The 20,995-nt window shown below is 69.8% G+C and carries 20 protein-coding genes; 12 read left to right on the plus strand and 8 right to left on the minus strand.

Annotation, left to right across the window (positions count from 1 at the left end; all coding sequences use genetic code 11):
* Positions 1–8: 8 nt before the first annotated feature.
* Positions 9–872, minus strand: coding sequence for a hypothetical protein (locus AB0E07_RS02240; protein ID WP_362245438.1), 864 nt, complete (start codon positions 870–872; stop codon positions 9–11).
* 255 nt (positions 873–1,127) lie between these two features.
* Here AB0E07_RS02240 and AB0E07_RS02245 point away from each other — a divergent pair, with 255 nt between their 5' ends.
* Positions 1,128–2,282: a serine hydrolase domain-containing protein gene (locus tag AB0E07_RS02245; protein ID WP_362245440.1), complete on the plus strand. Its 1,155-nt coding sequence runs from the start codon at positions 1,128–1,130 to the stop codon at positions 2,280–2,282.
* A gap of 66 nt (positions 2,283–2,348) precedes the next feature.
* On the opposite strand, the gene AB0E07_RS02250 is transcribed toward AB0E07_RS02245, so the two are convergent.
* Together AB0E07_RS02250 and AB0E07_RS02255 are read right to left on the minus strand one after the other, a co-directional pair.
* Complete coding sequence (locus tag AB0E07_RS02250; protein ID WP_362245442.1) at positions 2,349–2,768, minus strand: organic hydroperoxide resistance protein; 420 nt, start codon at positions 2,766–2,768, stop codon at positions 2,349–2,351.
* 111 nt (positions 2,769–2,879) lie between these two features.
* Positions 2,880–3,902 carry an NADP-dependent oxidoreductase gene (locus tag AB0E07_RS02255; RefSeq protein ID WP_362245444.1) on the minus strand — a complete coding sequence of 341 codons (1,023 nt, stop codon included), beginning with the start codon at positions 3,900–3,902 and terminating at the stop codon, positions 2,880–2,882.
* A gap of 90 nt (positions 3,903–3,992) precedes the next feature.
* Between AB0E07_RS02255 and AB0E07_RS02260 the strand changes: the two genes are divergently transcribed.
* Positions 3,993–4,430, plus strand: coding sequence for a MarR family transcriptional regulator (locus AB0E07_RS02260; protein WP_362245446.1), 438 nt, complete (start codon positions 3,993–3,995; stop codon positions 4,428–4,430).
* A gap of 318 nt (positions 4,431–4,748) precedes the next feature.
* Here the strand turns inward: AB0E07_RS02260 and AB0E07_RS02265 are convergent, their stop codons facing one another.
* Positions 4,749–5,534: a hypothetical protein gene (locus AB0E07_RS02265; protein ID WP_362245448.1), complete on the minus strand. Its 786-nt coding sequence runs from the start codon at positions 5,532–5,534 to the stop codon at positions 4,749–4,751.
* A 267-nt stretch (positions 5,535–5,801) separates the two neighbouring features.
* Here AB0E07_RS02265 and AB0E07_RS02270 point away from each other — a divergent pair, with 267 nt between their 5' ends.
* The 8 genes from AB0E07_RS02270 to AB0E07_RS02305 all read left to right on the plus strand — a co-directional run bounded on the left by AB0E07_RS02270 (position 5,802) and on the right by AB0E07_RS02305 (position 15,970).
* Entirely contained in the window at positions 5,802–6,959 is a 1,158-nt protein-coding gene (locus AB0E07_RS02270; protein ID WP_362245450.1) for a mandelate racemase/muconate lactonizing enzyme family protein, read from the plus strand.
* A complete protein-coding gene (locus AB0E07_RS02275) occupies positions 6,956–7,960 on the plus strand; it encodes an alcohol dehydrogenase catalytic domain-containing protein (protein WP_362245452.1) in 1,005 nt (334 codons plus the stop codon). The genes AB0E07_RS02270 and AB0E07_RS02275 overlap by 4 nt, the downstream gene beginning before the upstream one ends.
* A gap of 111 nt (positions 7,961–8,071) precedes the next feature.
* Positions 8,072–9,040: a hypothetical protein gene (locus tag AB0E07_RS02280; protein WP_362245454.1), complete on the plus strand. Its 969-nt coding sequence runs from the start codon at positions 8,072–8,074 to the stop codon at positions 9,038–9,040.
* 89 nt (positions 9,041–9,129) lie between these two features.
* The gene (gene chvE / locus AB0E07_RS02285) at positions 9,130–10,242 is read left to right on the plus strand and encodes a multiple monosaccharide ABC transporter substrate-binding protein (protein ID WP_362245456.1); all 1,113 of its coding nucleotides are present in this window, start codon (positions 9,130–9,132) and stop codon (positions 10,240–10,242) included.
* A 32-nt stretch (positions 10,243–10,274) separates the two neighbouring features.
* Positions 10,275–11,825 (plus strand): multiple monosaccharide ABC transporter ATP-binding protein, encoded by a 1,551-nt coding sequence (mmsA, locus tag AB0E07_RS02290; RefSeq protein ID WP_362245458.1) that lies wholly within the window; start codon positions 10,275–10,277, stop codon positions 11,823–11,825.
* Positions 11,822–13,066 (plus strand): multiple monosaccharide ABC transporter permease, encoded by a 1,245-nt coding sequence (gene mmsB / locus AB0E07_RS02295; protein ID WP_362245460.1) that lies wholly within the window; start codon positions 11,822–11,824, stop codon positions 13,064–13,066. Before mmsA ends, mmsB begins: the two co-directional genes overlap by 4 nt.
* A 54-nt stretch (positions 13,067–13,120) precedes the next feature.
* Positions 13,121–14,269: an aldose epimerase family protein gene (locus tag AB0E07_RS02300; RefSeq protein ID WP_362245462.1), complete on the plus strand. Its 1,149-nt coding sequence runs from the start codon at positions 13,121–13,123 to the stop codon at positions 14,267–14,269.
* Positions 14,270–14,395: 126 nt separating this feature from the next.
* Positions 14,396–15,970, plus strand: a complete 1,575-nt coding sequence (locus tag AB0E07_RS02305) for a histidinol-phosphate transaminase (protein ID WP_362245464.1) — start codon at positions 14,396–14,398, stop codon at positions 15,968–15,970.
* Between the two features lie 100 nt (positions 15,971–16,070).
* Here the strand turns inward: AB0E07_RS02305 and AB0E07_RS02310 are convergent, their stop codons facing one another.
* From AB0E07_RS02310 to AB0E07_RS02325, 4 genes are all read right to left on the minus strand, one after another.
* Positions 16,071–17,504 carry a family 43 glycosylhydrolase gene (locus AB0E07_RS02310; RefSeq protein WP_362245466.1) on the minus strand — a complete coding sequence of 478 codons (1,434 nt, stop codon included), beginning with the start codon at positions 17,502–17,504 and terminating at the stop codon, positions 16,071–16,073.
* The gene (locus tag AB0E07_RS02315; protein WP_362245757.1) at positions 17,486–18,445 is read right to left on the minus strand and encodes an arabinan endo-1,5-alpha-L-arabinosidase; all 960 of its coding nucleotides are present in this window, start codon (positions 18,443–18,445) and stop codon (positions 17,486–17,488) included. Before AB0E07_RS02315 ends, AB0E07_RS02310 begins: the two co-directional genes overlap by 19 nt.
* Positions 18,446–19,044: 599 nt before the next feature.
* Positions 19,045–19,269, minus strand: coding sequence for a hypothetical protein (locus AB0E07_RS02320; protein WP_362245468.1), 225 nt, complete (start codon positions 19,267–19,269; stop codon positions 19,045–19,047).
* 75 nt (positions 19,270–19,344) lie between these two features.
* Positions 19,345–19,770: an ATP-binding protein gene (locus AB0E07_RS02325; protein ID WP_362245470.1), complete on the minus strand. Its 426-nt coding sequence runs from the start codon at positions 19,768–19,770 to the stop codon at positions 19,345–19,347.
* A gap of 172 nt (positions 19,771–19,942) precedes the next feature.
* Here AB0E07_RS02325 and AB0E07_RS02330 point away from each other — a divergent pair, with 172 nt between their 5' ends.
* The gene (locus tag AB0E07_RS02330; RefSeq protein ID WP_362245472.1) at positions 19,943–20,779 is read left to right on the plus strand and encodes a helix-turn-helix transcriptional regulator; all 837 of its coding nucleotides are present in this window, start codon (positions 19,943–19,945) and stop codon (positions 20,777–20,779) included.
* Entirely contained in the window at positions 20,776–20,982 is a 207-nt protein-coding gene (locus AB0E07_RS02335; protein ID WP_362245474.1) for a DUF397 domain-containing protein, read from the plus strand. The genes AB0E07_RS02330 and AB0E07_RS02335 overlap by 4 nt, the downstream gene beginning before the upstream one ends.
* Positions 20,983–20,995: the final 13 nt, after the last annotated feature.

The raw sequence follows: 20,995 nt of genomic DNA on the forward strand, positions 1-20,995 counted from the left end.
GGCTCGCCTCACCCCGCCGCGACCGCCACCACCACCCCCGGCTCGGCGGTGGGCGAGACGGCCGCCGACACCCGTACCGCGACCGCCCGCGCCACCCGGCCGGCCCGCGCCGTGCCGGACAGCAGCAGCGGCTGGAGCTGCTCCAGACCGGCCACCAGCAGTTCCTCCCCCGCGATCAGGACCGGCCGGGCCGCCCTGGTGGTGGCCGCCGCGGCCTCCGTCAGGTCGGCCAGCGGCGGCAGGGTGGCGCGTACGACGTCGGCGCCCGCGGCGGACGCGCGCTCGGCCAGGGCTACCTGGAGCGGGACCAGCGGGGCGCCGGCCGCGGTCAGGGCGTCCGCGATGCGCCGCAGTTCGGGGGTGCCGTCGCGCAGGACGTCCGCCGCCGAGCGCAGCACCGGGGTCAGGGCGAGCAGGACGCCCGCGGCGAGGCCCGCCCCGGCCGGGAGGAGCGGGGAGAGCGCCTCGACCAGTTCGCCGAGGGCCGTCGCGAACTCCTCGACCGCCGGTTCCACCGCGTCCAGCACCGGCAGCAGGCTGTCCCCGAGCGCGGCGAGCAGGGCCTGGGCCGGCTCGCTGACCGGGTGCGCGGCGAGCGGGGCGCCGGTCGCGCCGAGCCGGGTGAGGGTCTCGACGACGCGGAGATACGCCTCCTGAGCCTGCGGGGAGGCGCTGGCCTCGGCGAGTTCGGCGGTGGTCCGGCGCAGGACGCGCAGCATCTCCTGTCCCGAACCGTCCCTGGGGTCCAGGGTGTTGAGGGCGATCCTGGTGATGTTCTGGGCCGTGTCCAGCAACTGGCCGGTGATGTCGGTGGTGTTGCGCGCCATGCGCAGTACGTCGTCCCTGCTGGGCAGCGGCGGGATCGTCGCCATGGGCTCTCCTCGGCTCGGGCACCGTCGCCCTCAGGATGCCCGCCCCGCGCCCCGCCCGATACGCCATCCGGGGCATTGTCGGCACCAACTCCGCACCAGCGCAGTTGAGTCGAAGGGGCACACCTTGCCGTACCGATCTCAGGAAGCCCCCGAGGAGGTACACGTGCGCGGCCGGGAGAGAATGCGGCCAGCCGGTCAGGGCGTCGTTCACCCGGGCACACGCGCACAGCGGCCGGTCGACAACGAGGAGTGCGGATGACGCTGGAGATCCACGGCACCGTCGCGGACGGTTTCGCTGCGGTGCGCGAGGAGTTCGCCGCGTTCGTGGCGGCGGAGCGGCCCGACTACGAGGGCCAGTTGTGTGCGTATGTGCACGGCCGCAGGGTTGTCGACCTGTGGGCCGGGGACGGCGCCGACGGGGAGTCGCTGTACGGCGTGTTCTCCTCGACCAAGGGCGCCGCCCATCTGGTGACCGCCCTCCTCGTGCAGGACGGCACCCTGGAACTCGACCGCAAGGTGACGTACTACTGGCCCGAGTTCGGGTCCGAGGGCAAGGGCGCGCTGACCCTGCGCGACCTGCTCGCGCACCGGGCGGGCCTGGTGGGCCTGGACGCCGGGTTCTCCGCGGAGGAACTGGCCGACGACCGGGTGATCGCGGAACGCCTCGCCGACCAGAAGCCGTTCTGGCGGCCGGGCACCGCCTTCGGCTATCACGCGCTGGTCATCGGCGCGCTCACCGGCGAGGTCGTCCGCCGGGCCACCGGCCGCACCCTTCAGGAGGTGTACGAGGAGCGGGTGCGCGCCCCGTACGGGCTGGACTTCTTCCTGGGGCTGCCGGCCGCGCTGGAGCCCCGTTTCCGCCCGGTGCTGCCGATGGCGCCGACGCCCGAGCAGCGGGCCCTGCTGGACGCTGCGCCCACCGGTCCGCACACGCTCGCCTCGATCGCCTTCAACACCCATGTGCCCGATCCCGGGGAGCTGGTGGATCACGCCAACTCCCGTACCGTGCGCGCCAAGGGGCCGGCCTCGGCGGGCGGTGTGGCCGCCGCGCGCGGGCTGGCCGGGATGTACGCGGCGGCGATCAGCGAGGTGGACGGACGGCCGCCGCTGCTGAAGCCGGACACGGTCAGCGAGGTCGGGCAGATCCACTCCGTCGGGTACGACCTGGTGGCGCGGGCGCACAAGGCGTTCGGTCTGGGCTTCCAGGCGACCGCGGACGTCTGGTACCCGTTCCTCGGCGCCGGCGCCTTCGGCCACAGCGGCGCGGGCGGCTCCCAGGGCTTCGCCGACCCCCGCAGCGGGCTGGCCTACGGCTACACCCGGCGCCGGTGCGCCTTCCCGGGCGGGGCGGCACCGGAGAACGTGGCGCTGGTGCGGGCCGTGCACCGAGCGGCCCTGGACACGGCCTGACGGCCCGGACCGCGCGAAGGCCGCACCCCGGGTCCGGGGTGCGGCCTTCGTGGTGCGTGGGTCGGCTCAGACCAGCGTCACGGTGATGTTGCCGCGCGTCGCCTTCGAGTACGGGCACACCTCGTGGGCCTTCTTCAGCAGGGCGGCGGCGGTCTCGGCGTCGACGTTCGGGATGGCCGCGGAGATCTCCACGATCAGGCCGAAGCCGTCGTCGTTCCTGCCGATGCCGACCTTGGCGGTGACGGTCGAGCCGGAGATGTCGGCCTTCTCCTGGCGGGCGACGACGCCCAGGGCGCCCTGGAAGCAGGCGCTGTAACCGGCGGCGAACAGCTGCTCCGGGTTGGTGCCGGCGCCGCTGCCGCCCATCTCCTTCGGCGGGTTCACGACGACGTCGAGCCGGCCGTCGTCGGTGGCGACCCGGCCGTCGCGGCCGTTCTCGGCGGTGGCGACGGCCGTGTACAGGACGTCGGTCTGCTGGATGGACATGCGGTGTCTTCTCCTCCTCGGTCCGCCGCGACTCGCGCCCACGATCGACGACGGTTTCGGAAAGAAGTTACCGCATGCCGGAATGTACTGGCCAGGTCGCCTGCCGGGGGCTCAGAGCTTGACGATCATCTTTCCGATGTTGTCGCCGCGCAGGACGCCGAAGAACGCCTCCAGGTTGTTCTCGATGCCCTCGACGACCGTCTCGCGGTACTTCAGCGCGCCCGAGGCGACCCAGGGGCCGACCTCCTGGACGAACTCCGGCTGGAGGTCGTAGTGATCGCCCACCAGGAAGCCCTCGATCCGGCCGCGGGTCTGGATCAGCCGGGCGAGGTTGCGCGGGCCGGGAGCGGCCTCGGTGTTGTTGTAGACCGAGATCATTCCACAGACGGCGATCCGGCCGTCCCGGTTGAGCCGCCCGATCGCGGCCTCCAGGTGGTCACCGCCCACGTTGTCGAAGTAGACGTCGACTCCGTCCGGGGCGGCCTCCTTGAGCTGCTCGTGGACCGGGCCGTTCTTGTAGTTGAAGGCGGCGTCGAAGCCGTACTCCTCGACCAGCAGCTTGACCTTCTCGTCGGAGCCGGCCGAGCCGATGACCCGGGAGGCGCCCTTGAGCTTGGCGATCTGGCCGACCTGGCTGCCCACCGCGCCGGCGGCGCCGGAGACGAAGACCGAGTCGCCCTCCTTGAAGGAGGCGGTGCGCAGCAGGCCCGCGTAGGCGGTGAGGCCGGTCATGCCGAGCACGCCGAGGTAGGTGGACAGGGGCGCGGCGCCCGCGTCGACCTTGACGGTCTGGGCGGCGCCGACGGTGGCGTACTCGCGCCAGCCGCCGAAGTGCAGGACGTGGTCGCCGGGGGCGATGCCGTCGATGTTCGAGGCGACGACCTCGCCGACGGCGCCGCCCTGCATGACCTTGCCCAGCTCGAAGGGGGCGACGTAGGACTTGGCGGCGCTCATCCGGCCGCGCATGTACGGGTCGACGGAGAGGTACTCGTTGCGTACCAGCACCTCGTCCGGGCCGGGCTGCCGGATCTCCGTCTCGACCAGGGCGAAGTCCTCGGGCTTCGGCCAGCCGACCGGGCGGCTGAGCAGGTGCCACTCACGGCTGACGGCGGGGAGGGCGGGCGTCTCGGGCATGGCGGGTGACCTTCCTGAATACTTCAGTACCTGAAACAACCATGCGCCTGAATATTTCAGGATGTCAAGTAACCCGTTAGGCTGGATGGCATGGCCACACCGCAGAGAACCCCTCGCCCCGACGAGCTGACCATGGACGTCGTCGACCTCATCGGGTCGGTCGTGGCCCGGTACCACGAGGAGTACGAGGACGCGGCGGGTGAGCACGCGCTGACCGGGGCGCAGGCGCGGTTGCTGGGACTGCTGTCGCTGGAGCCGCTGCCGATGCGGAAGCTCGCGCAGCGGCTGAAGTGCGAGCCGTCGAACGTGACCGGGATCGTGGACCGGCTGGAGTCGCGGGGGCTGGTGGAACGGCGGCCCGATCCCGCCGACCGGCGGGTGAAGGTCGCTGCCGCGACGGAGGAGGGGCGGCGGGTGGCCCGGAGTCTGCGGGAGTCGCTGCGGTTTGCGCGCGAGCCGCTCGCGGGGCTCTCCGAGGGGGAGCGGGTGGTTCTGCGGGAGCTGTTGCAGCGCATGCTGTCGTCCTAGGGGACGGCTCGCAGGGTCGTTCTTCGGGTGCGACCCGGTGGGGGCTTGTCGCGCAGTTCCCCGCGCCCCTGGGTGGGATGTCTGGCCGCGGGCTTCCTCGGGACCGGGGTTCCCGGCCTCCGGTGGGGGCTGATCGCGCCCGCGCGGCGGAGCCGCACATCGACACAGCCCCGCGCCCCTGGGTGGGATGTCTGGCCGCGGGCTTCCTCGGGACCGGGGCCCCTGGCCTCCGGTGCGGGCAGGTGGGGGCTGATCGCGCCCGCGCGGCGGAGCCGCACATCGACACAGCCCCGCGCCCCTGGGTGGGACGCCTTGTCGTTAGCTGCACCACCACAGGAAGCGGGTGCAGGTTTCTGAGGGGGCTGGGGTCGGGGGGGCTGTCGTGGGGGGCGTTGTGGGGGTGGGGGCCGCCTCGGTTGACTGGGGGGCCGCTTCCGAGGGGGTGGGGGCCGGGCCTCCCGTGGTGGCGGACTGGGCGTTCTTGGAGGGCTTGTCGTCCGGGGTCTCCGACGGCTCGTCCGAGGTGGAGTCGGAGGGGGACGGGGACGGGGACGCACTCGGGGACGCCTCGTCCCGCGGGGCGTCCAGGGGGGCGTCGACCGGCCGGGCCGTCGTGCCCGCCTCGGCCTCCTCGCCGGTGGCGCCGTCCGGAGAGGTGTCGCCCGCCGCGGCCGGGGCGGGGGACGAGCCCGGGGCGTCCAGGCCCAGTTCGGCCAGGCTCAGGCCGCCCGCGGCGAGTACGAAGCCCGCCGTGATCAGCAGGGTGCGGCGGCGGCGCCTGCGGTGCGCGGCGGCCTTCCGGTCCCGCCGACTCGTACCGGCACCCTCGACCTCGGACCCGACCTCGGACCCGACCTCGGACCCGGACTCGTACTCCTCCTTCGGCTCACCGCGTCCGCCCCGCGCGGCGCGGCGGGCCTCCGCCCGGCCTCCCGGCCGTACGGGCTCCGCGGCCGCGCCCACCGCGACCGGTTCGGGGGCGGTTTCGGCCTCGCCGTACGTCTCCTCGCTCGCGCGCGCGGGGAGTTGCTGGGCCGGTGCGCCGCAGCCCGGGCAGGCGAGGGCGCCGTTCAGGTGCCGTCGGCACGGGTGGCAGTAGTCCATGACGCGGGAAGACTAGGTTCCGCGCGAAGAGCGTTCATAGGGCTCCCTGTGAAAGTTCTGTACGGAACTCCCCCCTCCGGCGAGTCGCTTGAGGTATACGCCCGATCCGCACCGAAAGCCGTGTCGAAAGCGGTGTCGAAACCGTTATGGGTACGACCCATTGACACCCCCACCGCCCCCTCCCTACTGTCACGTCAGCATTTCGAACGTGTGACGAAATCTCGAACACACGGACATGAGCCGACGACGCAGCAAGGGACAACTGCCGTGCGCATCACCGGAATCAGCACACACGTGGTCGGAACGCCCTGGCGCAACCTGACCTACGTACAGGTGCACACCGACGAGGGGATCACGGGAGTCGGCGAGACCCGGATGCTGGGCCACACCGACGCGCTGATCGGCTATCTGCGAGAGGCCGAGGCCAACCACATTCTCGGATCCGACCCCTTCGCCACGGAAGACCTCGTACGCCGGATGAAGTACGGCGACTACGGGCGGGCCGGCGAGATCGTCATGTCCGGTATCGCCGTCATCGAGATGGCCTGCTGGGACATCAAGGGCAAGGCGCTGGGCGTGCCGGTCTGGCAGCTCCTCGGCGGCAAGGTGACCGACAAGGTCAAGGCGTACGCCAACGGCTGGTACACCACCGAGCGGACGCCGGAGGCGTACCACAAGGCCGCGCAGGGGGTCATGGAGCGCGGGTACAAGGCGCTCAAGATCGACCCCTTCGGCACCGGGCACTTCGAGCTCGACCACGAGCAGAGCCTGTACGCCGTCTCGCTGATCGAGGCCGTACGGGACGCCATCGGTCCGGACGCCGAGCTGATGCTGGAGATGCACGGACGGTTCTCGCCGGCCACCGCCGTCCGGCTCGCCAAGGAGCTCGCGCCGTTCAAGCCGGCCTGGCTGGAGGAGCCGGTGCCGCCGGAGAACCTCAAGGCGCTGGAGAAGGTGGCCGCCAAGGTCGACATGCCGGTCGCCACCGGTGAGCGGATCCACGACCGGATCGAGTTCCGGGAGCTGTTCGAGAGCCAGGCCGTCGACATCATCCAGCCCGACGTCGGCCACATCGGCGGCATCTGGGAGACCCGTAAGCTCGCCGCCACCGCCGAGACCCACTACGTGCTGGTCGCCCCGCACAACGTGGGCGGGTCCGTGCTGACCGCCGCCTCGCTCCAAGTGGGCTTCACCTCCCCCAACTTCAAGATCCTCGAACACTTCAACGACTTCGCGGACGCCGACATCAAGAAGGTCGTCAAGGGCGCCCCGCAGGTGGTGGACGGCTACTTCCACCTCTCCGACGCACCCGGCCTCGGGGTCGAGTTCGACGCCGACGCCGCCGCCGAATTCCCCCAGCAGCAGGCCCGGTTCGACCTGTGGGCCGAGGGCTGGGAGCAGCGCAAGCCCAAGGGCACCCAGTGAGCACCGCCGTCGTCGTCGAGGCGCCCGGCGAGCACCGGCTGACCGGGCACACCCCGCGCGACCCGGGCCCCGGGGAGGCGCTGGTGCGCGTCCACGCGGTCGGCATCTGCGGCAGCGACCGCGAGCTGTACCAGGGCAACCGGCCCGAGGGGTACGTCCGTTACCCGCTCACGCCCGGCCACGAGTGGGCCGGGACGGTGGCCGCGGTGGGCGCCGGGGTGCCCGAGTCGCTGACCGGCCGCAAGGTCGTCGGCGAGGGCTTCCGCAACTGCCAGGTCTGCGACCGCTGCCACGCCGGCGAGACCACCCTGTGCACCGCGGGGTACGAGGAGACGGGGTTCACCCAGCCCGGCGCGATGGCGACGACGCTCACGCTGCCGGCCCGGCTGCTGCACGTCCTGCCCGACGACTGCGATCTGACGGCCGCCGCGCTGATGGAGCCCGCCGCCTGTATCGCGGCGGCGGCGATCAAGGCGAACGCGCTGCCCGGCGAGCGGGTCGCGGTGGTCGGCACCGGGACGCTCGGGATGTTCGCCGTGCAGTTCCTGCGCGCGGGCTCGCCCGGCGAGCTGCTGGTGGTCGGCACCCGGCCCGACCGGGAGGAGCTGTCGAGGCAGTTCGGCGCCACCGACTTCCGCACCAGGGACCAGGAACTCCCGGACGATTTCGACGTGGTCGTCGAGACCGCCGGGTCCGCGTCCGCCGCGCGCACCGCCGCCTCCCTGCTCCGGCGCGGCGGACGCCTGGTCCTGACCGGTATCCCGGCGCCCGGCGCCGAGGGGCTCGACCCGACGGACCTGGTCGTGCGGCAGCTGGAGGTGCACACCGTCTTCGGGGCACCGCCGGAGGCCTGGGCGCACACGGTGCGGGTGTTCGCGGCCGGTCTGCTCGACCCGCTCCCGCTGGTCACGCACGAGCTCCCGCTGGACGGGTTCGCGCGCGCCATCGAGCTGGTGGGATCCGGAGATCCCAAGGTCGGCAAGGTGCTGCTGCGCCCCTAGCCGTGCGCCGGTACGGGGGTCACCTGACGTCCCCCGTACCGGCGCGCACCCGGCCCTTCCGTACCCAGAGCCGCGAACTTCGTCCGAAATACCGAACAAGAAGGACAGCTTGTGACCGACGCTTCCGCCACGGCAGCCCGTCGACCCGGTGAGCAGGCGCTCGCCGCCCTCGGTCTGGGCGCGCCCGACCTCTCCCCAGCCGACGCCTCGCCCCACACCTTCCCGGGCGGCGGCCGCTGGCGCACCGAGATCCCCTCGTGCGAGGGCCCCGAAGCGCTGGCCGTCGTCCTGAAGGAGTCCTCGCGGCTGGATGTGCCGATCCACCGGATCAGCCAGGGCAGCGGCGTGTGGATGCTCACCGACTCGGAGATCACCGAGATGGTCGAGGCCACCGCCGAACGCGACATCGAGCTCTGCCTGTTCACCGGTCCGCGCGGCACCTGGGACATCGGCGGCTCCACCCGTACGGACTCCCGCGGCGCGGGCGTGCGGGCCCGCGGCCACGACGCGGTGGCCGGCTGCGTCGAGGACGCCGTACGCGCCACGGAACTGGGCGTGAAGTGCCTGCTCGTCGCGGACGAGGGCGTGCTGTGGACCCTGCACCGGGCCCGCGCGCAGGGGATCCTTCCGGCCGACACCACGCTCAAGGTGAGCGCGCTGATCGGTCCGGTCAACCCGGCCGCCTACGCGGTGTACGAGCGGCTGGGGGCCGACTCGGTCAACGTGCCGAGCGATCTGACGCTGGATCACCTCACCGAGATCCGCCGGGTCTCGGCCGCCCCCATGGACATGTACATCGAGGCCCCCGACGATCTCGGCGGCTATGTCCGGATGTACGAGGTCGCCGAGCTGATCCGGCGCGGCGCCCCGCTCTACCTGAAGTTCGGACTGTCCAAGGCCCCCGGGATCTACCCCTACGGCCACCACCTGCGCGAGCTGACGCTGTCCACCGCCAAGGAGCGGGTGCGCCGGGGCCGGCTGGCCCTGGATCTGCTCGCCCGGCACGGGGTGGACGGCGACATGGCCCCACTGGGCTCGCGTCTGCCCGGCGAGCTTCAACGTTTCGAAACATATTCATAAAGGTTTCGACGCGGGCCCTTCACGCAACACAACGCACCCCAACAGAATCCCACACACCCAGTCGTGCTGAGACATCAAGGAAGATGACCATGCGCAACCGCAGAGCCGCTCTCGCCGCCATAGCCACCGCCGCCTCCCTGGCCCTGACCCTGACCGCCTGCGGCCAGGACAGCGAGGGCGGCAGCGAGGAGAACAAGGGGGGTTCGGAAGGCGCCACCATCGGTATCGCCATGCCCACCAAGTCCTCCGAGCGCTGGATCGCCGACGGCGACAACGTCGTCAAGGACCTGGAGTCCAAGGGCTACAAGACCAAGCTGGTCTTCGGCGAGGACGACCCCGACCAGCAGGTCTCGCAGATCGAGAACCTGATCACGCAGGGCGTCGAGGCGCTGATCGTCGCGGCCATCGACAACAAGTCGATGAACAACGTCCTCCAGCAGGCCGCGGACGCGGACATCCCGGTCATCTCCTACGACCGTCTCATCCTCGGCACCGAGAACGTCGACTACTACGCGTCCTTCGACAACGAGAAGGTCGGCGAACTCCAGGGCAACTACATCCTGGAGAAGCTGGGTCTGGCGGACGGCTCCGAGAAGGGACCGTTCAACATCGAGCTGTTCGCCGGCTCCAACGACGACAACAACACCCGCTACTTCTTCCAGGGCGCGATGAACGTCCTCCAGCCCTACATCGACAAGAAGCAGCTCGTCGTCCGCTCCGGCCAGACCGAGCTGACCCAGGTCACCACCCTGCGCTGGGACGGCGGCACCGCCCAGAAGCGCATGGACGACATCCTCACCTCGGCCTACAAGTCCGAGCGGGTCGACGCGGTGCTCTCCCCGTACGACGGCATCTCCATCGGCATCCTGTCCGCGCTGAAGTCCGACGACTACGGCTCCGAGTCCAAGCCGCTGCCGATCGTCACCGGCCAGGACGCCGAGGTCGCCTCGGTGAAGTCGATCATCGCCGACGAGCAGTCGATGACCGTCTACAAGGACACCCGCGAACTGGCCAAGGTCGCCTCGAACATGGTCGACGCGGTGCTGAACGACAAGAAGCCCGAGGTCAACGACTCCGAGACCTACGACAACGGCTCGAAGGTCGTCCCGGCCTACCTGCTGGAGCCGGTCAGCGTCGACAAGACCAACTACCAGAAGACGGTGGTCGACTCCGGCTACATCAAGGAGAGCGACCTCAAGTAACCGCCGACACCCACTGATTGGAAGGCACGACCATGGCGGGACCCGTCCTGGAAATGCGCTCGATCGTCAAGACCTTTCCCGGCGTCAAGGCGCTGTCGGACGTCACACTGACCGTCCAGCAGGGCGAGGTCCACGCCATCTGCGGGGAGAACGGGGCCGGCAAGTCGACCCTGATGAAGGTGCTCTCCGGAGTCCACCCGCACGGCACGTACGAGGGCGAGATCCTCTTCGAGGGAGAGCTCTGCTCCTTCAAGGACATCAGGGCCAGTGAGCATCACGGCATCGTGATCATCCACCAGGAACTGGCGCTGATCCCCTACCTCTCCATCGCCGAGAACATCTTCCTCGGCAACGAGCACGCCACCCGCGGCATCATCAGCTGGACCGAGACGCTGCGGCACGCCACCGAACTGCTGCGCCGGGTCGGCCTCTCCGACCACCCGGACACCCGTGTCGCCGACATCGGCGTGGGCAAGCAGCAGCTGGTGGAGATCGCGAAGGCGCTCTCGAAGAAGGTGAAGCTGCTCATCCTGGATGAGCCGACCGCGGCCCTGAACGACGAGGACAGCGGCAAACTCCTCGATCTGATCCTGGAGTTGAAGAAGCAGGGCGTCACCTCGATCATCATCAGCCACAAGCTCAACGAGATCCGCAAGGTCGCCGACTCGGTGACGATCCTGCGCGACGGCCGGACCATCGAGACCCTCGATGTGAAGGCCGAGGGGACCATCGAGGACCGGATCATCAGCGGGATGGTCGGCCGGGACCTGGAGCACCGCTTCCCCGACCGCACCCCGCACACGCCCGAGGAGGGCGCGGCCCCGGCGCTGGAGGTCCGCAACTGGACCGTGCACCACCCGATCGACCAGCAGCGCAAGGTCGTCGACGACGTCTCCATCGAGGTCAGGCGCGGGGAGATCGTCGGGATCGCGGGCCTGATGGGCGCGGGCCGCACCGAACTCGCGATGAGCGTGTTCGGGCGGACCTACGGCCGGTACGCGGGCGGCACCGTCCTCAAGGACGGCGAGGAGATCCGCACCAAGTCCGTCCCCGAGGCGGTCCGCAACGGCATCGCCTACGTCACCGAGGACCGCAAGCACTTCGGCCTGAACCTCATCGACACCATCAACCGCAACATCTCGCTCAGCGCGCTGGGCAAGGTCGCCCGGCGGGGCGTGGTCGACGAGCACGAGGAGCGGCAGGTCGCCGAGGGCTACCGCAAGTCCATGAACATCAAGGCGCCCACCGTCTTCGAACCGGTGGGCAAGCTCTCCGGCGGCAACCAGCAGAAGGTCGTCCTCAGCAAGTGGATCTTCGCGGGTCCCGATGTGCTGATCCTGGACGAGCCGACGCGCGGCATCGACGTCGGCGCCAAGTACGAGATCTACACCGTCATCGACCAACTGGCCGCCGAGGGCAAGGCGGTCGTCTTCATCTCCTCCGAGCTGCCGGAGCTGCTCGGCATGTGCGACCGCATCTACACCATGGCCGCCGGGCGGCTCACGGGTGAGTTCTCGCGGGCCGAGGCCTCGCAGGAATCGCTGATGCGTCAGATGACCAAGGACAAAGAGGTATCCCGATGAGCACGGAAGTGACCGACAGGACTCCGGCGCCGGCGCCGCCCGGCAAGGGCGGCGCGGCCACCGGCGACGGCCTGCTCCACCTGGTGATGGAGGGCATGCGCCGCAACATGCGGCAGTACGGCATGCTGATCGCCCTCGGTCTGATCGTGGTGCTGTTCGCCGTGTGGACCGACGGTGACCTGCTGCTGCCGCGCAACGTCTCCAACCTGGTGCTCCAGAACAGCTACATCCTGATCCTCGCGATCGGCATGATGCTGGTGATCATCGCGGGCCACATCGACCTGTCGGTCGGCTCGCTCACCGCGTTCATCGGGTCCATGGCCGCCGTCTTCATGGTCAAGAACGATCTGCCCTGGCCGGTCGCCGTCATCCTCTGCCTGGCGATGGGCGCGATAGCGGGCGCGGCACAAGGGTTCTTCATCGCCTACGGCGGCATACCCTCCTTCATCGTCACCCTCGCGGGCATGCTCGTCTTCCGCGGTCTGACGGAGATCTTCCTGGAGGGCCAGACGCTCGGCCCGTTCCCGGAGGGCCTGCAGAAGGTGTCCAACGGCTTCATGCCCGAGGTCGGCCCGGACACCAACTACCACAACCTCACGCTGCTGCTCGGTCTCGGGCTGATCGCCTTCGTGGTGTTCCAGGAGTTCCGCGACCGCCGCCGCCAGCAGGAGTTCGCCCTCGAAGTCCCGCCGTTCAAGCTCTTCCTGCTCAAGCTGGTCGCGCTCGGCGCCGCCATCCTCACCGTGACGATGCTGCTCGCCAGCTACAAGGGCGCCCCGTACGTCCTGCTCGTGCTCGGGGTGCTGCTGGTCGGCTTCGGCTACGTCATGCGCAACGCGATCATCGGCCGCCACATCTACGCCATCGGCGGCAACCTGCCCGCGGCCAAGCTGTCGGGTGTGAAGGACAAGAAGGTCACCTTCCTGGTCTTCCTGAACATGGGCATGCTCGCGGCCCTGGCGGGTCTGGTCTTCGCCGCCCGCTTCAACGCGGCCTCGCCCAAGGCCGGCCTCAACTTCGAACTGGAGGCCATCGCCGCCTCGTTCATCGGCGGCGCGTCGATGAGCGGCGGTGTCGGCACGGTGCTCGGCGCCATCATCGGCGGCCTGGTCCTGGGCGTGCTGAACAACGGTATGAACCTCGTCGGCATCGGCACCGACTGGCAACAGGTCATCAAGGGCCTGGTGCTGCTGGCGGCCGTCGGATTCGACGTGTGGAACAAGCGCAAGGTCGGTTCATAAGTCGCTCGGGCCCCGCCGGAAGGCGGGGCCCGCTTCCTTTGCAGGAGCCGCAACATGGAACTGAACAGACGCACCCTCATCGCCGGGGCCGCGGCCGCCGGTGTCACCGCCGCCCTCAGCGGCACCGCCCACGCCTCGGGCGGCGGCCGCGGACCGATGAAGTCCCTCTTCGGCAGGCTCGCCGACGGCACCAGGATCCACAGCTGGTCGCTGGAGAACGGCGGCACCCGCCTGAAGGTCCTCTCCTACGGCGGCATCGTGCAGTCCCTGGAGATCCCCGACCGGCGCGGCCGGTACACCAACGTCTCCCTCGGCTTCGACACCATCGAGGACTACGTCTCCTCCAGTCCCTACTTCGGCGCCCTCATCGGCCGTTACGGCAACCGCATCGGCAAGGGCCGCTTCACCCTGGACGGCAAGGCGTACCAGCTGTCCGTGAACGACGGCGAGAACAGCCTGCACGGCGGGTCCCAGGGCTTCGACAAGGTCGTCTGGGACATCGAGCCGTTCACCAAGGGCTCCGACGTCGGCCTGTACCTCTACTACACCTCCGTCGACGGCGAGATGGGCTACCCCGGCACCCTGCGCACCAAGGTGACGTACACCCTGACCCGCACCGGGGACTGGCGCGTCGACTACGAGGCCACCACCGACAAGGCCACCGTCGTCAACCTCACCAGCCACGTCTACTGGAACCTGGCCGGCGAGGCGAGCGGCACGATCTACGACCACGAACTCTCCATCGCCGCCTCCCGCTACACGCCGGTCGACTCGGGGCTGATCCCCACGGGCGAACTGGCGAAGGTCGCGGGCACCCCCTTCGACTTCCGCCGCACCAAGACGGTCGGCGAGGACATCCGCGTCGCCCACCAGCAACTGCTGTACGGCAAGGGCATCGACCACAACTGGGTGCTGGACAAGGGGATCACCTCGCGCCCGGAGTGGGTGGCGACCCTGCGCGACCCCTCCTCCGGCCGCACCCTGAAGATCGCCACGACCGAGCCGGGGCTCCAGTTCTACTCGGGCAACTTCCTCGACGGCTCCCTCGTCGGCAGCGGCGGCACGGTCTACCGGCAGGGCGACGCCCTGTGCCTGGAGACCCAGCACTTCCCGGACTCGCCTAACCAGCCCTCGTTCCCGTCGACGGTGCTCCGGCCCGGTCAGACGTACCGCACGACGACGGTGCACTCCTTCGGCGCATGACCGTCGGTCACAGCCTCTTCACAACTTCCCGACAAATTCACAGAGGTTGAACAGCGCCTCACAACCATCCGTATCCATGGGTGGCCCGTGCTCCCCCGCGCGGGCCACCCACAGACGGAGGTTGCCTTGGCTGAGAACGTCACCTCGCTGTTCCGCAGCACGGCGGCGCACAGCCCTTCGATGGCCGCGCTGACGCGTGAAGGCGGTGACGGGGTCGGGCCGATCGACTTCTGCATCCCGTGCAACCCGTACTTCCCCACGCCCGCCATGTTCGACGACATGGCGGGCCGGCTGCGCGACATCATCACGTACTACCCCAGCAGCGCCGACACCATCACGTCCGAGCTGTGCAACCTCCTCCAACTCCCGCCGCAGGCCGTCGCGATGGGCAACGGCTCGACCGAGCTGATCACCTGGATCGACCACCTGCTGGTCCGCGAGTCCCTCGCCGTCCCCGTCCCCACCTTCGGCCGCTGGACCGACCAGCCCATGGAGACCGGCAAGCGGGTCGACATGTTCCCGCTCCAGGAGTCCAGCGGCTTCGCCCTCGACCTCGCGCAGTACGCCGAGTTCATCCGGGCCCGCGGCACCCGCGTCGCCGTGATCTGCAACCCCAACAACCCCGACGGCGGCTTCCTGCACCGGCACGCGCTCGTGCAGTTCATGGACGCCATGGCCGATCTCGACCTGGTCGTCATCGACGAGTCGTTCCTGGAGTTCGCCGACGCGGAGGCGGAGCCCTCGGTCGTGCAGGAGGCGATGCTGCGGCCCAACGTCATCGTGCTGCGCAGCCTCGGCAAGAACTTCGGTCTGCACGGCATCCGGTTCGGCTACCTCGTCGCCAACCCCGCGCTCGCCGGGCGGGTCCGCTCGATGCTGCCGAAGTGGAACCTCAACGCCTTCGCCGAGCACGTGGTGTTCATGCTGAAGAATCACGGGCAGGAGTACGCCGAGAGCCTGCACCAGGTGCGCCGGGACCGCCTCGACATGGCGACCCAGCTCGCCGCGCTGCCCGGCCTCACGGTCTATCCCTCCCAGGGCAACTTCCTCTTCGTGCGCCTGCCCGTGGGCGCCGAGGGCACCGTCGTCCGGGACCGGCTGCTCACCGAGCACCGGATCCTGGTCCGTGAATGCGGCAACAAGATCGGTTCGTCGAGCCGCTTCCTGAGACTCGTGGTGCGCCCCCAGACGGACGTGCGTCGCCTGGTGTCCGGTCTGGAACAGGTGCTCTACGGGACCAGGAGGGGAGCGGCCGCCGTGCCCGAGCTGGCTACAGGGACCAGCTACAGCTCGGGTACGGCGGCCGTGGACCGGCTGGTCGGCTCCACCAACGGGGCGGGGATTCCCATGGCGGCGCCGATGGGCATCCCGGCCGCCATGGTTGCGCAGGCTCCGGCGCCGGCTCCGACGCCTGTACCGACGCCGATGCCCGCGCCCATGCCCGCGGCCGCCGCTGCGACGGCGGCGCCGGCTCCTGTTCCTGCGCCGATGCCGATGCCGGTCCCCGCTCCTGTGCCCGAGCCCGTGCCTGCGGCTGTGCCCGCGGCGGCTGCCTTCGGGCCCACGCCGCCGGGGGTTCCCGCCAGGGGCGGGCTCACGGCGGCGCAGGTCCGGGGGACCACCGGGCCCGGGTTGGCGCCGGCGCCGGCCACGGGGTGGCCCAATGCGGGGGCTTGGCCGAACGCGGCCGGGATGGGGTGAACCTGTTGAGTGGCGGGTGCGGGTTCGTTGTGGCTGGTCGCGCCCACGCGGCGGAGCCGCACATCGAACACAGCCCCGCGCCCCTAAGAGGTGGGTTCCTCTATACCGGGTTTAGGCGCCACTGTTGGCAGTTGTTGTTCAGCCAGGTCCATTGGCGGACGTCCGCTCCGTCCCCCGTGGAGCAGTCGGCCACGTCGGCGACCTTGCCCGTCGCCTGGTTGACGATGCGGACGTAGCCGTCGGTCGTGGCGACGAACCGGAAGCGCTGGCAGGTGTTGTTCAGCCAGGACCACTGACGCAGGTCCGCGCCGTCGGCGGCGGAACAGTCCGCCGTGTCCAGGACCTTGCCAGTGGCGACGCTGACCAGGCGGTGGGTGTCGTCGCCGAGGTCCTCCAGCCGCCAGCGCTGGGGGTTCGCCCCGTTGCAGGTCCACTGCCGGACATTGGCGCCGTCGGCCGTCGAACCGTCCGCCACGTCCAGGCACTTGCCGCTGTTGCGGTTGGTGAGGGTGTACGTGGTGGAGGCCGCCGATGGTTCTCCCGAGGGGCCGGTCAGGCTCGCGCCCAGTGCCACCGGAGTGCCGAGGTTCGGGGAGCCGTCGGAGTTCCAGGTGAACTTCTGCGCCCGGGTCGTACGGCCGTTGTCGCAGCCCTCCGAGGCGGAGTCGTTGGCGTGGTAGACGATCCAGCTCTCCGTGCCGTCGGGCGAGGTGAAGAAGCCGTTGTGGCCGGGCCCGTAGACGCCCGCGGAGTCGTTGCGCTGGAAGACCGGCGTGGACTTCTTGGTCCAGGAGGAGGCCGAGAGCGGGTCGGAACCGGTGAGTCTGAGCTGGCCGAGCTTGTAGTCGGGTGTCCAGCAGCCGCTCGCGGAGTAGATGAGATGGGTCTGGCCGCCGCGCTGGAGGAGTTCGGGCCCCTCGTTGACCGTGCCGCCGACCTGTTCCCAGGCGTAGGTCGGGGTCGAGATGGTGGAGAAGCCGGTGGCGAGGGTGTACGGGTTCGACATCCGCGCCGCCACCAGGTTCTGGGTGCCGCCGCTCGCGCTGCCGAACAGGTAGAGCTGACCGTTGATCGTGCCGACGGTCGGGTCCAGCATCCAGGCCGAGTTGAGCTGGTTGCGGTAGGTGTACGGGCCCATGGGGTCGGAGCCGGCGCTCTCCAGGACGTGGGTGCGCTGCGTCGGGATGTAGTCGGAGACGTTCTGCCCGGCGACGTAGTACAGGTACCAGCGGCCGTTGAGATAGTGCAGCTCGGGCGCCCAGATGTTGCAGCAGCGGGAGGCCGCGTCGCCCTGCCAGACCTGCACGCTGGGCGCGGTGGCCAGTCCGGCCAGGGTGGTGGACTTGCGGATGGTGATGCGGTCGGTCCAACTCGTGCTGATCAGGTAGTAGTTGCCGTTGTGGTACGAGATCCAGGGGTCGGCGCCCTTGACCGACTTCACCGGGTTGCTGAACGAGGCGGCGCTGGCGGGGGTCTGCCCCAGGGCGAGTAGGAAGACCAGCGCGGCCAGCAGGGTCAGTACGCGACGGGCCATCCGGTGCTCCAGTTCAGGAGGTTGATGCCGAGCTTGGGCGTGCCGTTGTCCTGGCCGTCGTAGTAGTGGTAGACGATCAGGTCGCCGTCGACGTCGTTCATGATCGACTGCCCGCCGGGGCCGATGTACCGGCCGTGCGACTCCAGCACGGGCGTCCCGCCGTTGTTCATCATCGCCACGCCGTTCTTGTCGTAGTACGGCCCGGTGACGCTGGTGGCACGGCCCACCTTGACCTTGTACGTGCTGCTGGTGCCGGCGCAGCAGGTGTCGTACGAGGCGAACAGGTAGTAGTAGCCGTTGCGCTTGACGATGTACGGCGCCTCCACGGCCTTGGTCCCGGTCGGGCGGGAGGCGAGGGAGTAGCGGGTGGTGTTGGAGGAGAGCTGCTTCCCGGTGGACGGGTTGATCTGGATCATCTTGATCCCGGTCCACCAACTCCCGAACGAGAGCCACCACTTGCCGTCGCTGTCGACGAACAGGTTCGGGTCGATGGCGTTGTAGTCGCTGGAGGAGCCGGAGGTGTAGACGGTCCCGTAGTCCGTCCAACTGCCCGGCAGGCCCGTGCTGGACCCGGCCAGCCCGATGGCCGAGGTGTTGGAACCGAACTTCGAGACGGAGTAGTACATCAGGTACTTGCCGCCCTGGTACGAGATGTCCGGCGCCCAGGCCTCGGGCACGGAGGAGTAGCTCGACCACCAACTCGGTCGGGAAGAGAAGGCGTCGGCGCCCGCGCTGAAGGCGACGCGGTTGCTGGACGTCTTGTTGGCGATGCCGCCACCGGTGGCGTACAGCAGGTACTGCCCGGAGGCGGTCCGGATCATCGTCGGGTCGTGGACGACGGTGGAACCCGTCACCGTGCCGGGGTTCGGGTACGCCTGCGCCGTGGACGGCAGCAGGGCGAGGACCGCGGCTGCGGGAAGGGCGAGGAGGGTGGTTCTCATGCGGCTCACGTGAACGCTCCTGTTCTGTATGTCGAACATCGATCGTCACTTCGGACGGGAAGGTAGAATCGAACCCCCTTCGCGTCAATGGCTCACGCAGCAACAGCCGTCAATCGCCCCGCCGGGTCCCCTTTGGTTGCATGTTGTTCGGCGTCGCCGTTGGACGAGCCGGCCGAGGTCTGGAGCCTCTCTCGCGCCGCATTCCACGCCGATCCCGCCGCGGGCCCAGGCTGCGGAAGGCCGGGCGAAGCTGCACGCGGTGCCGACCTGCGCGAGGCGGAGGCCGCGTGGAAGCGGTTCGTAATCGCCCGCAGGACGGTGGACGAGGTCGCGAGCAGCCCCGTAAGGCCGGGGGCAATCCGCAGCTGACGGCCGAGAGACGGCCGGTGCGGGTCACGGCCGCGATGCCCGGTTCGGTGGCGCCACACCGGGAGGAAGGACTCGCGCCCACGGTTCTAACGCCTGGCTACCGGTGGATCATTGGCCGACTCCTCATGCCCCCGTGGCCGAGCAGACCGTATGAGCACTGTCACTGACGGCGCAGCAGCCCCTCAGGAGCATCTGAGCCATTTTCACAATCGGCACTTGCCGAGCGCGGTTCACAACAGGAACGCCTCCCGCGTCTCAGGATCCACGGCGACCCTGTGTGTCGGTTCCTCCGCCGATCCACTGGACGGCCAGAAGTCGAACACCAAGCGTTCGCGCCTGTCCGACGCGGAGCCCGCAGCCTCGCGAGAGGGTCCCTGCATCTTCCAGCGGGCAGCAGCGGCTTCCCGTGACAGCAGGAAGCCCACGGCCAGATCACGCGCTTCGTCATCATCCATGACTCAATGGTCCCAACCACCACTGGGAACAGTCCATCGCGCCACGGCCCCCTCGCCCGCGACTCGCTGCTGCCCTCAAATGGGTTGCAGCGAGGACCACTTCGGTACGTCGACCTCCACGCGGACCGTCTTGCCGACTGCGCCCCGCCCCAGCACCTCCCAGCGGCTCGCGAGGGCCTGGACGAGGAAAAGACCGCGCCCGGCCTCGTCGAGCGGGTCCGGACATCCCACGTCGGCGGGTGTGGGCGGACGGCGTTCTGCGCAGGCGTCACTCACTTCAACGCGGACGCTCCCAGTGACGAGAGACACCCGCAGCTCGAAGCTCCGGCCCGGAACGCGGGCGTGGGTGACCGCGTTGGCGGCCAACTCCGCTACTACCAAAGCGACGGTGTCCGACACCTCGGTGCCGTGCGGGATGCCCCACGCGTCCAACTGCCCCACGGCGAGACGGCGGGCGAGGCGGGCACCGCGCGGGGTCGCGGCGAACCGCTGGGTGAACATACGTACGGTAACCGGGGAGTGTGGGGGGTTCGGTGCGGTCATGGGCCCAATCTGGCGTCCCCGACGGGCGATTCACCAGGCAGAAGCCGTGTACGCCGAGGAAGCGTACGCGGTCACGGGGTGGACAGTACGCGTGACCGCGCGTGACCATGAGCGCGGGAGGTGACCGACAGTGGTCGATGGTGTGGTGGGCACGGGCGGGGAACCGGAGGCGTCGGACAGCCTGCGGACCTTCGGCGCGGTGGTGCAGGCGTTACGGGAGCACGCGGGCCTGAGCCGCGAGGAGTTCGGGGAGCGGGTGGGGTTGTCCAGGCATACGGTCGCCTCCCTGGAACTCGGCCGTCGCATGCCGGACCCGAGGTTCGCGGAGCGGGCGGAGGGCGTGCTCGGCAACACGGGGGCACTGGCCCGGGCGGCCCAGCACCTCACCCGGCCACCGGGGCTGGCCGCGTGGTTCCGGCAGTGGGCACGGCTGGAGGCGTCGGCGATCACGCTGTACACGTACGAATGCCGTTTGGTGCCGGGGTTGTTGCAGACGGAGGCGTATGCGCGGACGCTGTTCACGAACCAACTCCCGCCGCTGAGCGACGAGCAGATCGAGGCGCAGTGGCTTGCTCGGGAGGAGCGGCAGCGGTTGCTCACCGAGCGGCCCAACACGGCGTTCGCCTTCATCCTGGAGGAGCATCTGTTCCGTCGGCGCACGGGCGGGGCGGAGGTCACGCGGGAGCTGATTGAGCATGTGCTGGCCATCACCCAGCTGCGGAACGTAGAGGTTCAGATCATGCCGTTGCTGCAAGCATCGCACGCCGGGCTGGCCGGTCCCATGCAGCTTCTGGAGACCGCGGAGAACAAGTGGTACGCCTACTGCGAGGGCCAACGTGGCGGCATGCTCGTCACCGACTCGAATGAGTTCAGCGTGCTTCAGAAGCGGTATGCCAGGATGCGTTCGCAGGCTCTCACCCTCCAAGACTCCGTGAGCCTGCTGAGGCAGTTGCGAGGAGAGCTATGAGCACTGGCGAACTGATCTGGTTCAAGAGCAGCTACAGCAGCAGCGGCGACGGCGACTGCGTAGAGGTCGCCCACACCCCCGCCACCATCCACATCCGCGACTCCAAGAACCCCGAGGGCCCCCGCCTCACCCTCTCCCCCGTCACCTGGACAACCTTCCTCGGGCACACCGTGACGGGGACGCCGGGGGCCGGCCGGAGCTGACGCGGCGCGGCCC

The sequence above is a fragment of the Streptomyces sp. NPDC048002 genome (assembly GCF_040653275.1).
Taxonomy (GTDB): domain Bacteria; phylum Actinomycetota; class Actinomycetes; order Streptomycetales; family Streptomycetaceae; genus Streptomyces.

What these genes read in the sequence shown, in the direction of transcription:
- AB0E07_RS02250 (WP_362245442.1), bottom strand. Translation starts at nt 2,768, where the DNA reads ATGTCCATCCAGCAGACCGACGTCCTGTACACGGCCGTCGCCACCGCC.
- mmsB (WP_362245460.1), top strand. Translation starts at nt 11,822, where the DNA reads ATGAGCACGGAAGTGACCGACAGGACTCCGGCGCCGGCGCCGCCCGGC.
- AB0E07_RS02255 (WP_362245444.1), bottom strand. Translation starts at nt 3,902, where the DNA reads ATGCCCGAGACGCCCGCCCTCCCCGCCGTCAGCCGTGAGTGGCACCTG.
- AB0E07_RS02310 (WP_362245466.1), bottom strand. Translation starts at nt 17,504, where the DNA reads ATGGCCCGTCGCGTACTGACCCTGCTGGCCGCGCTGGTCTTCCTACTC.
- AB0E07_RS02315 (WP_362245757.1), bottom strand. Translation starts at nt 18,445, where the DNA reads ATGAGAACCACCCTCCTCGCCCTTCCCGCAGCCGCGGTCCTCGCCCTG.
- AB0E07_RS02300 (WP_362245462.1), top strand. Translation starts at nt 13,121, where the DNA reads ATGGAACTGAACAGACGCACCCTCATCGCCGGGGCCGCGGCCGCCGGT.
- AB0E07_RS02245 (WP_362245440.1), top strand. Translation starts at nt 1,128, where the DNA reads ATGACGCTGGAGATCCACGGCACCGTCGCGGACGGTTTCGCTGCGGTG.
- AB0E07_RS02320 (WP_362245468.1), bottom strand. Translation starts at nt 19,269, where the DNA reads ATGGATGATGACGAAGCGCGTGATCTGGCCGTGGGCTTCCTGCTGTCA.
- AB0E07_RS02335 (WP_362245474.1), top strand. Translation starts at nt 20,776, where the DNA reads ATGAGCACTGGCGAACTGATCTGGTTCAAGAGCAGCTACAGCAGCAGC.
- mmsA (WP_362245458.1), top strand. Translation starts at nt 10,275, where the DNA reads ATGGCGGGACCCGTCCTGGAAATGCGCTCGATCGTCAAGACCTTTCCC.
- AB0E07_RS02265 (WP_362245448.1), bottom strand. Translation starts at nt 5,534, where the DNA reads ATGGACTACTGCCACCCGTGCCGACGGCACCTGAACGGCGCCCTCGCC.
- AB0E07_RS02260 (WP_362245446.1), top strand. Translation starts at nt 3,993, where the DNA reads ATGGCCACACCGCAGAGAACCCCTCGCCCCGACGAGCTGACCATGGAC.
- AB0E07_RS02325 (WP_362245470.1), bottom strand. Translation starts at nt 19,770, where the DNA reads ATGTTCACCCAGCGGTTCGCCGCGACCCCGCGCGGTGCCCGCCTCGCC.
- AB0E07_RS02240 (WP_362245438.1), bottom strand. Translation starts at nt 872, where the DNA reads ATGGCGACGATCCCGCCGCTGCCCAGCAGGGACGACGTACTGCGCATG.
- chvE (WP_362245456.1), top strand. Translation starts at nt 9,130, where the DNA reads ATGCGCAACCGCAGAGCCGCTCTCGCCGCCATAGCCACCGCCGCCTCC.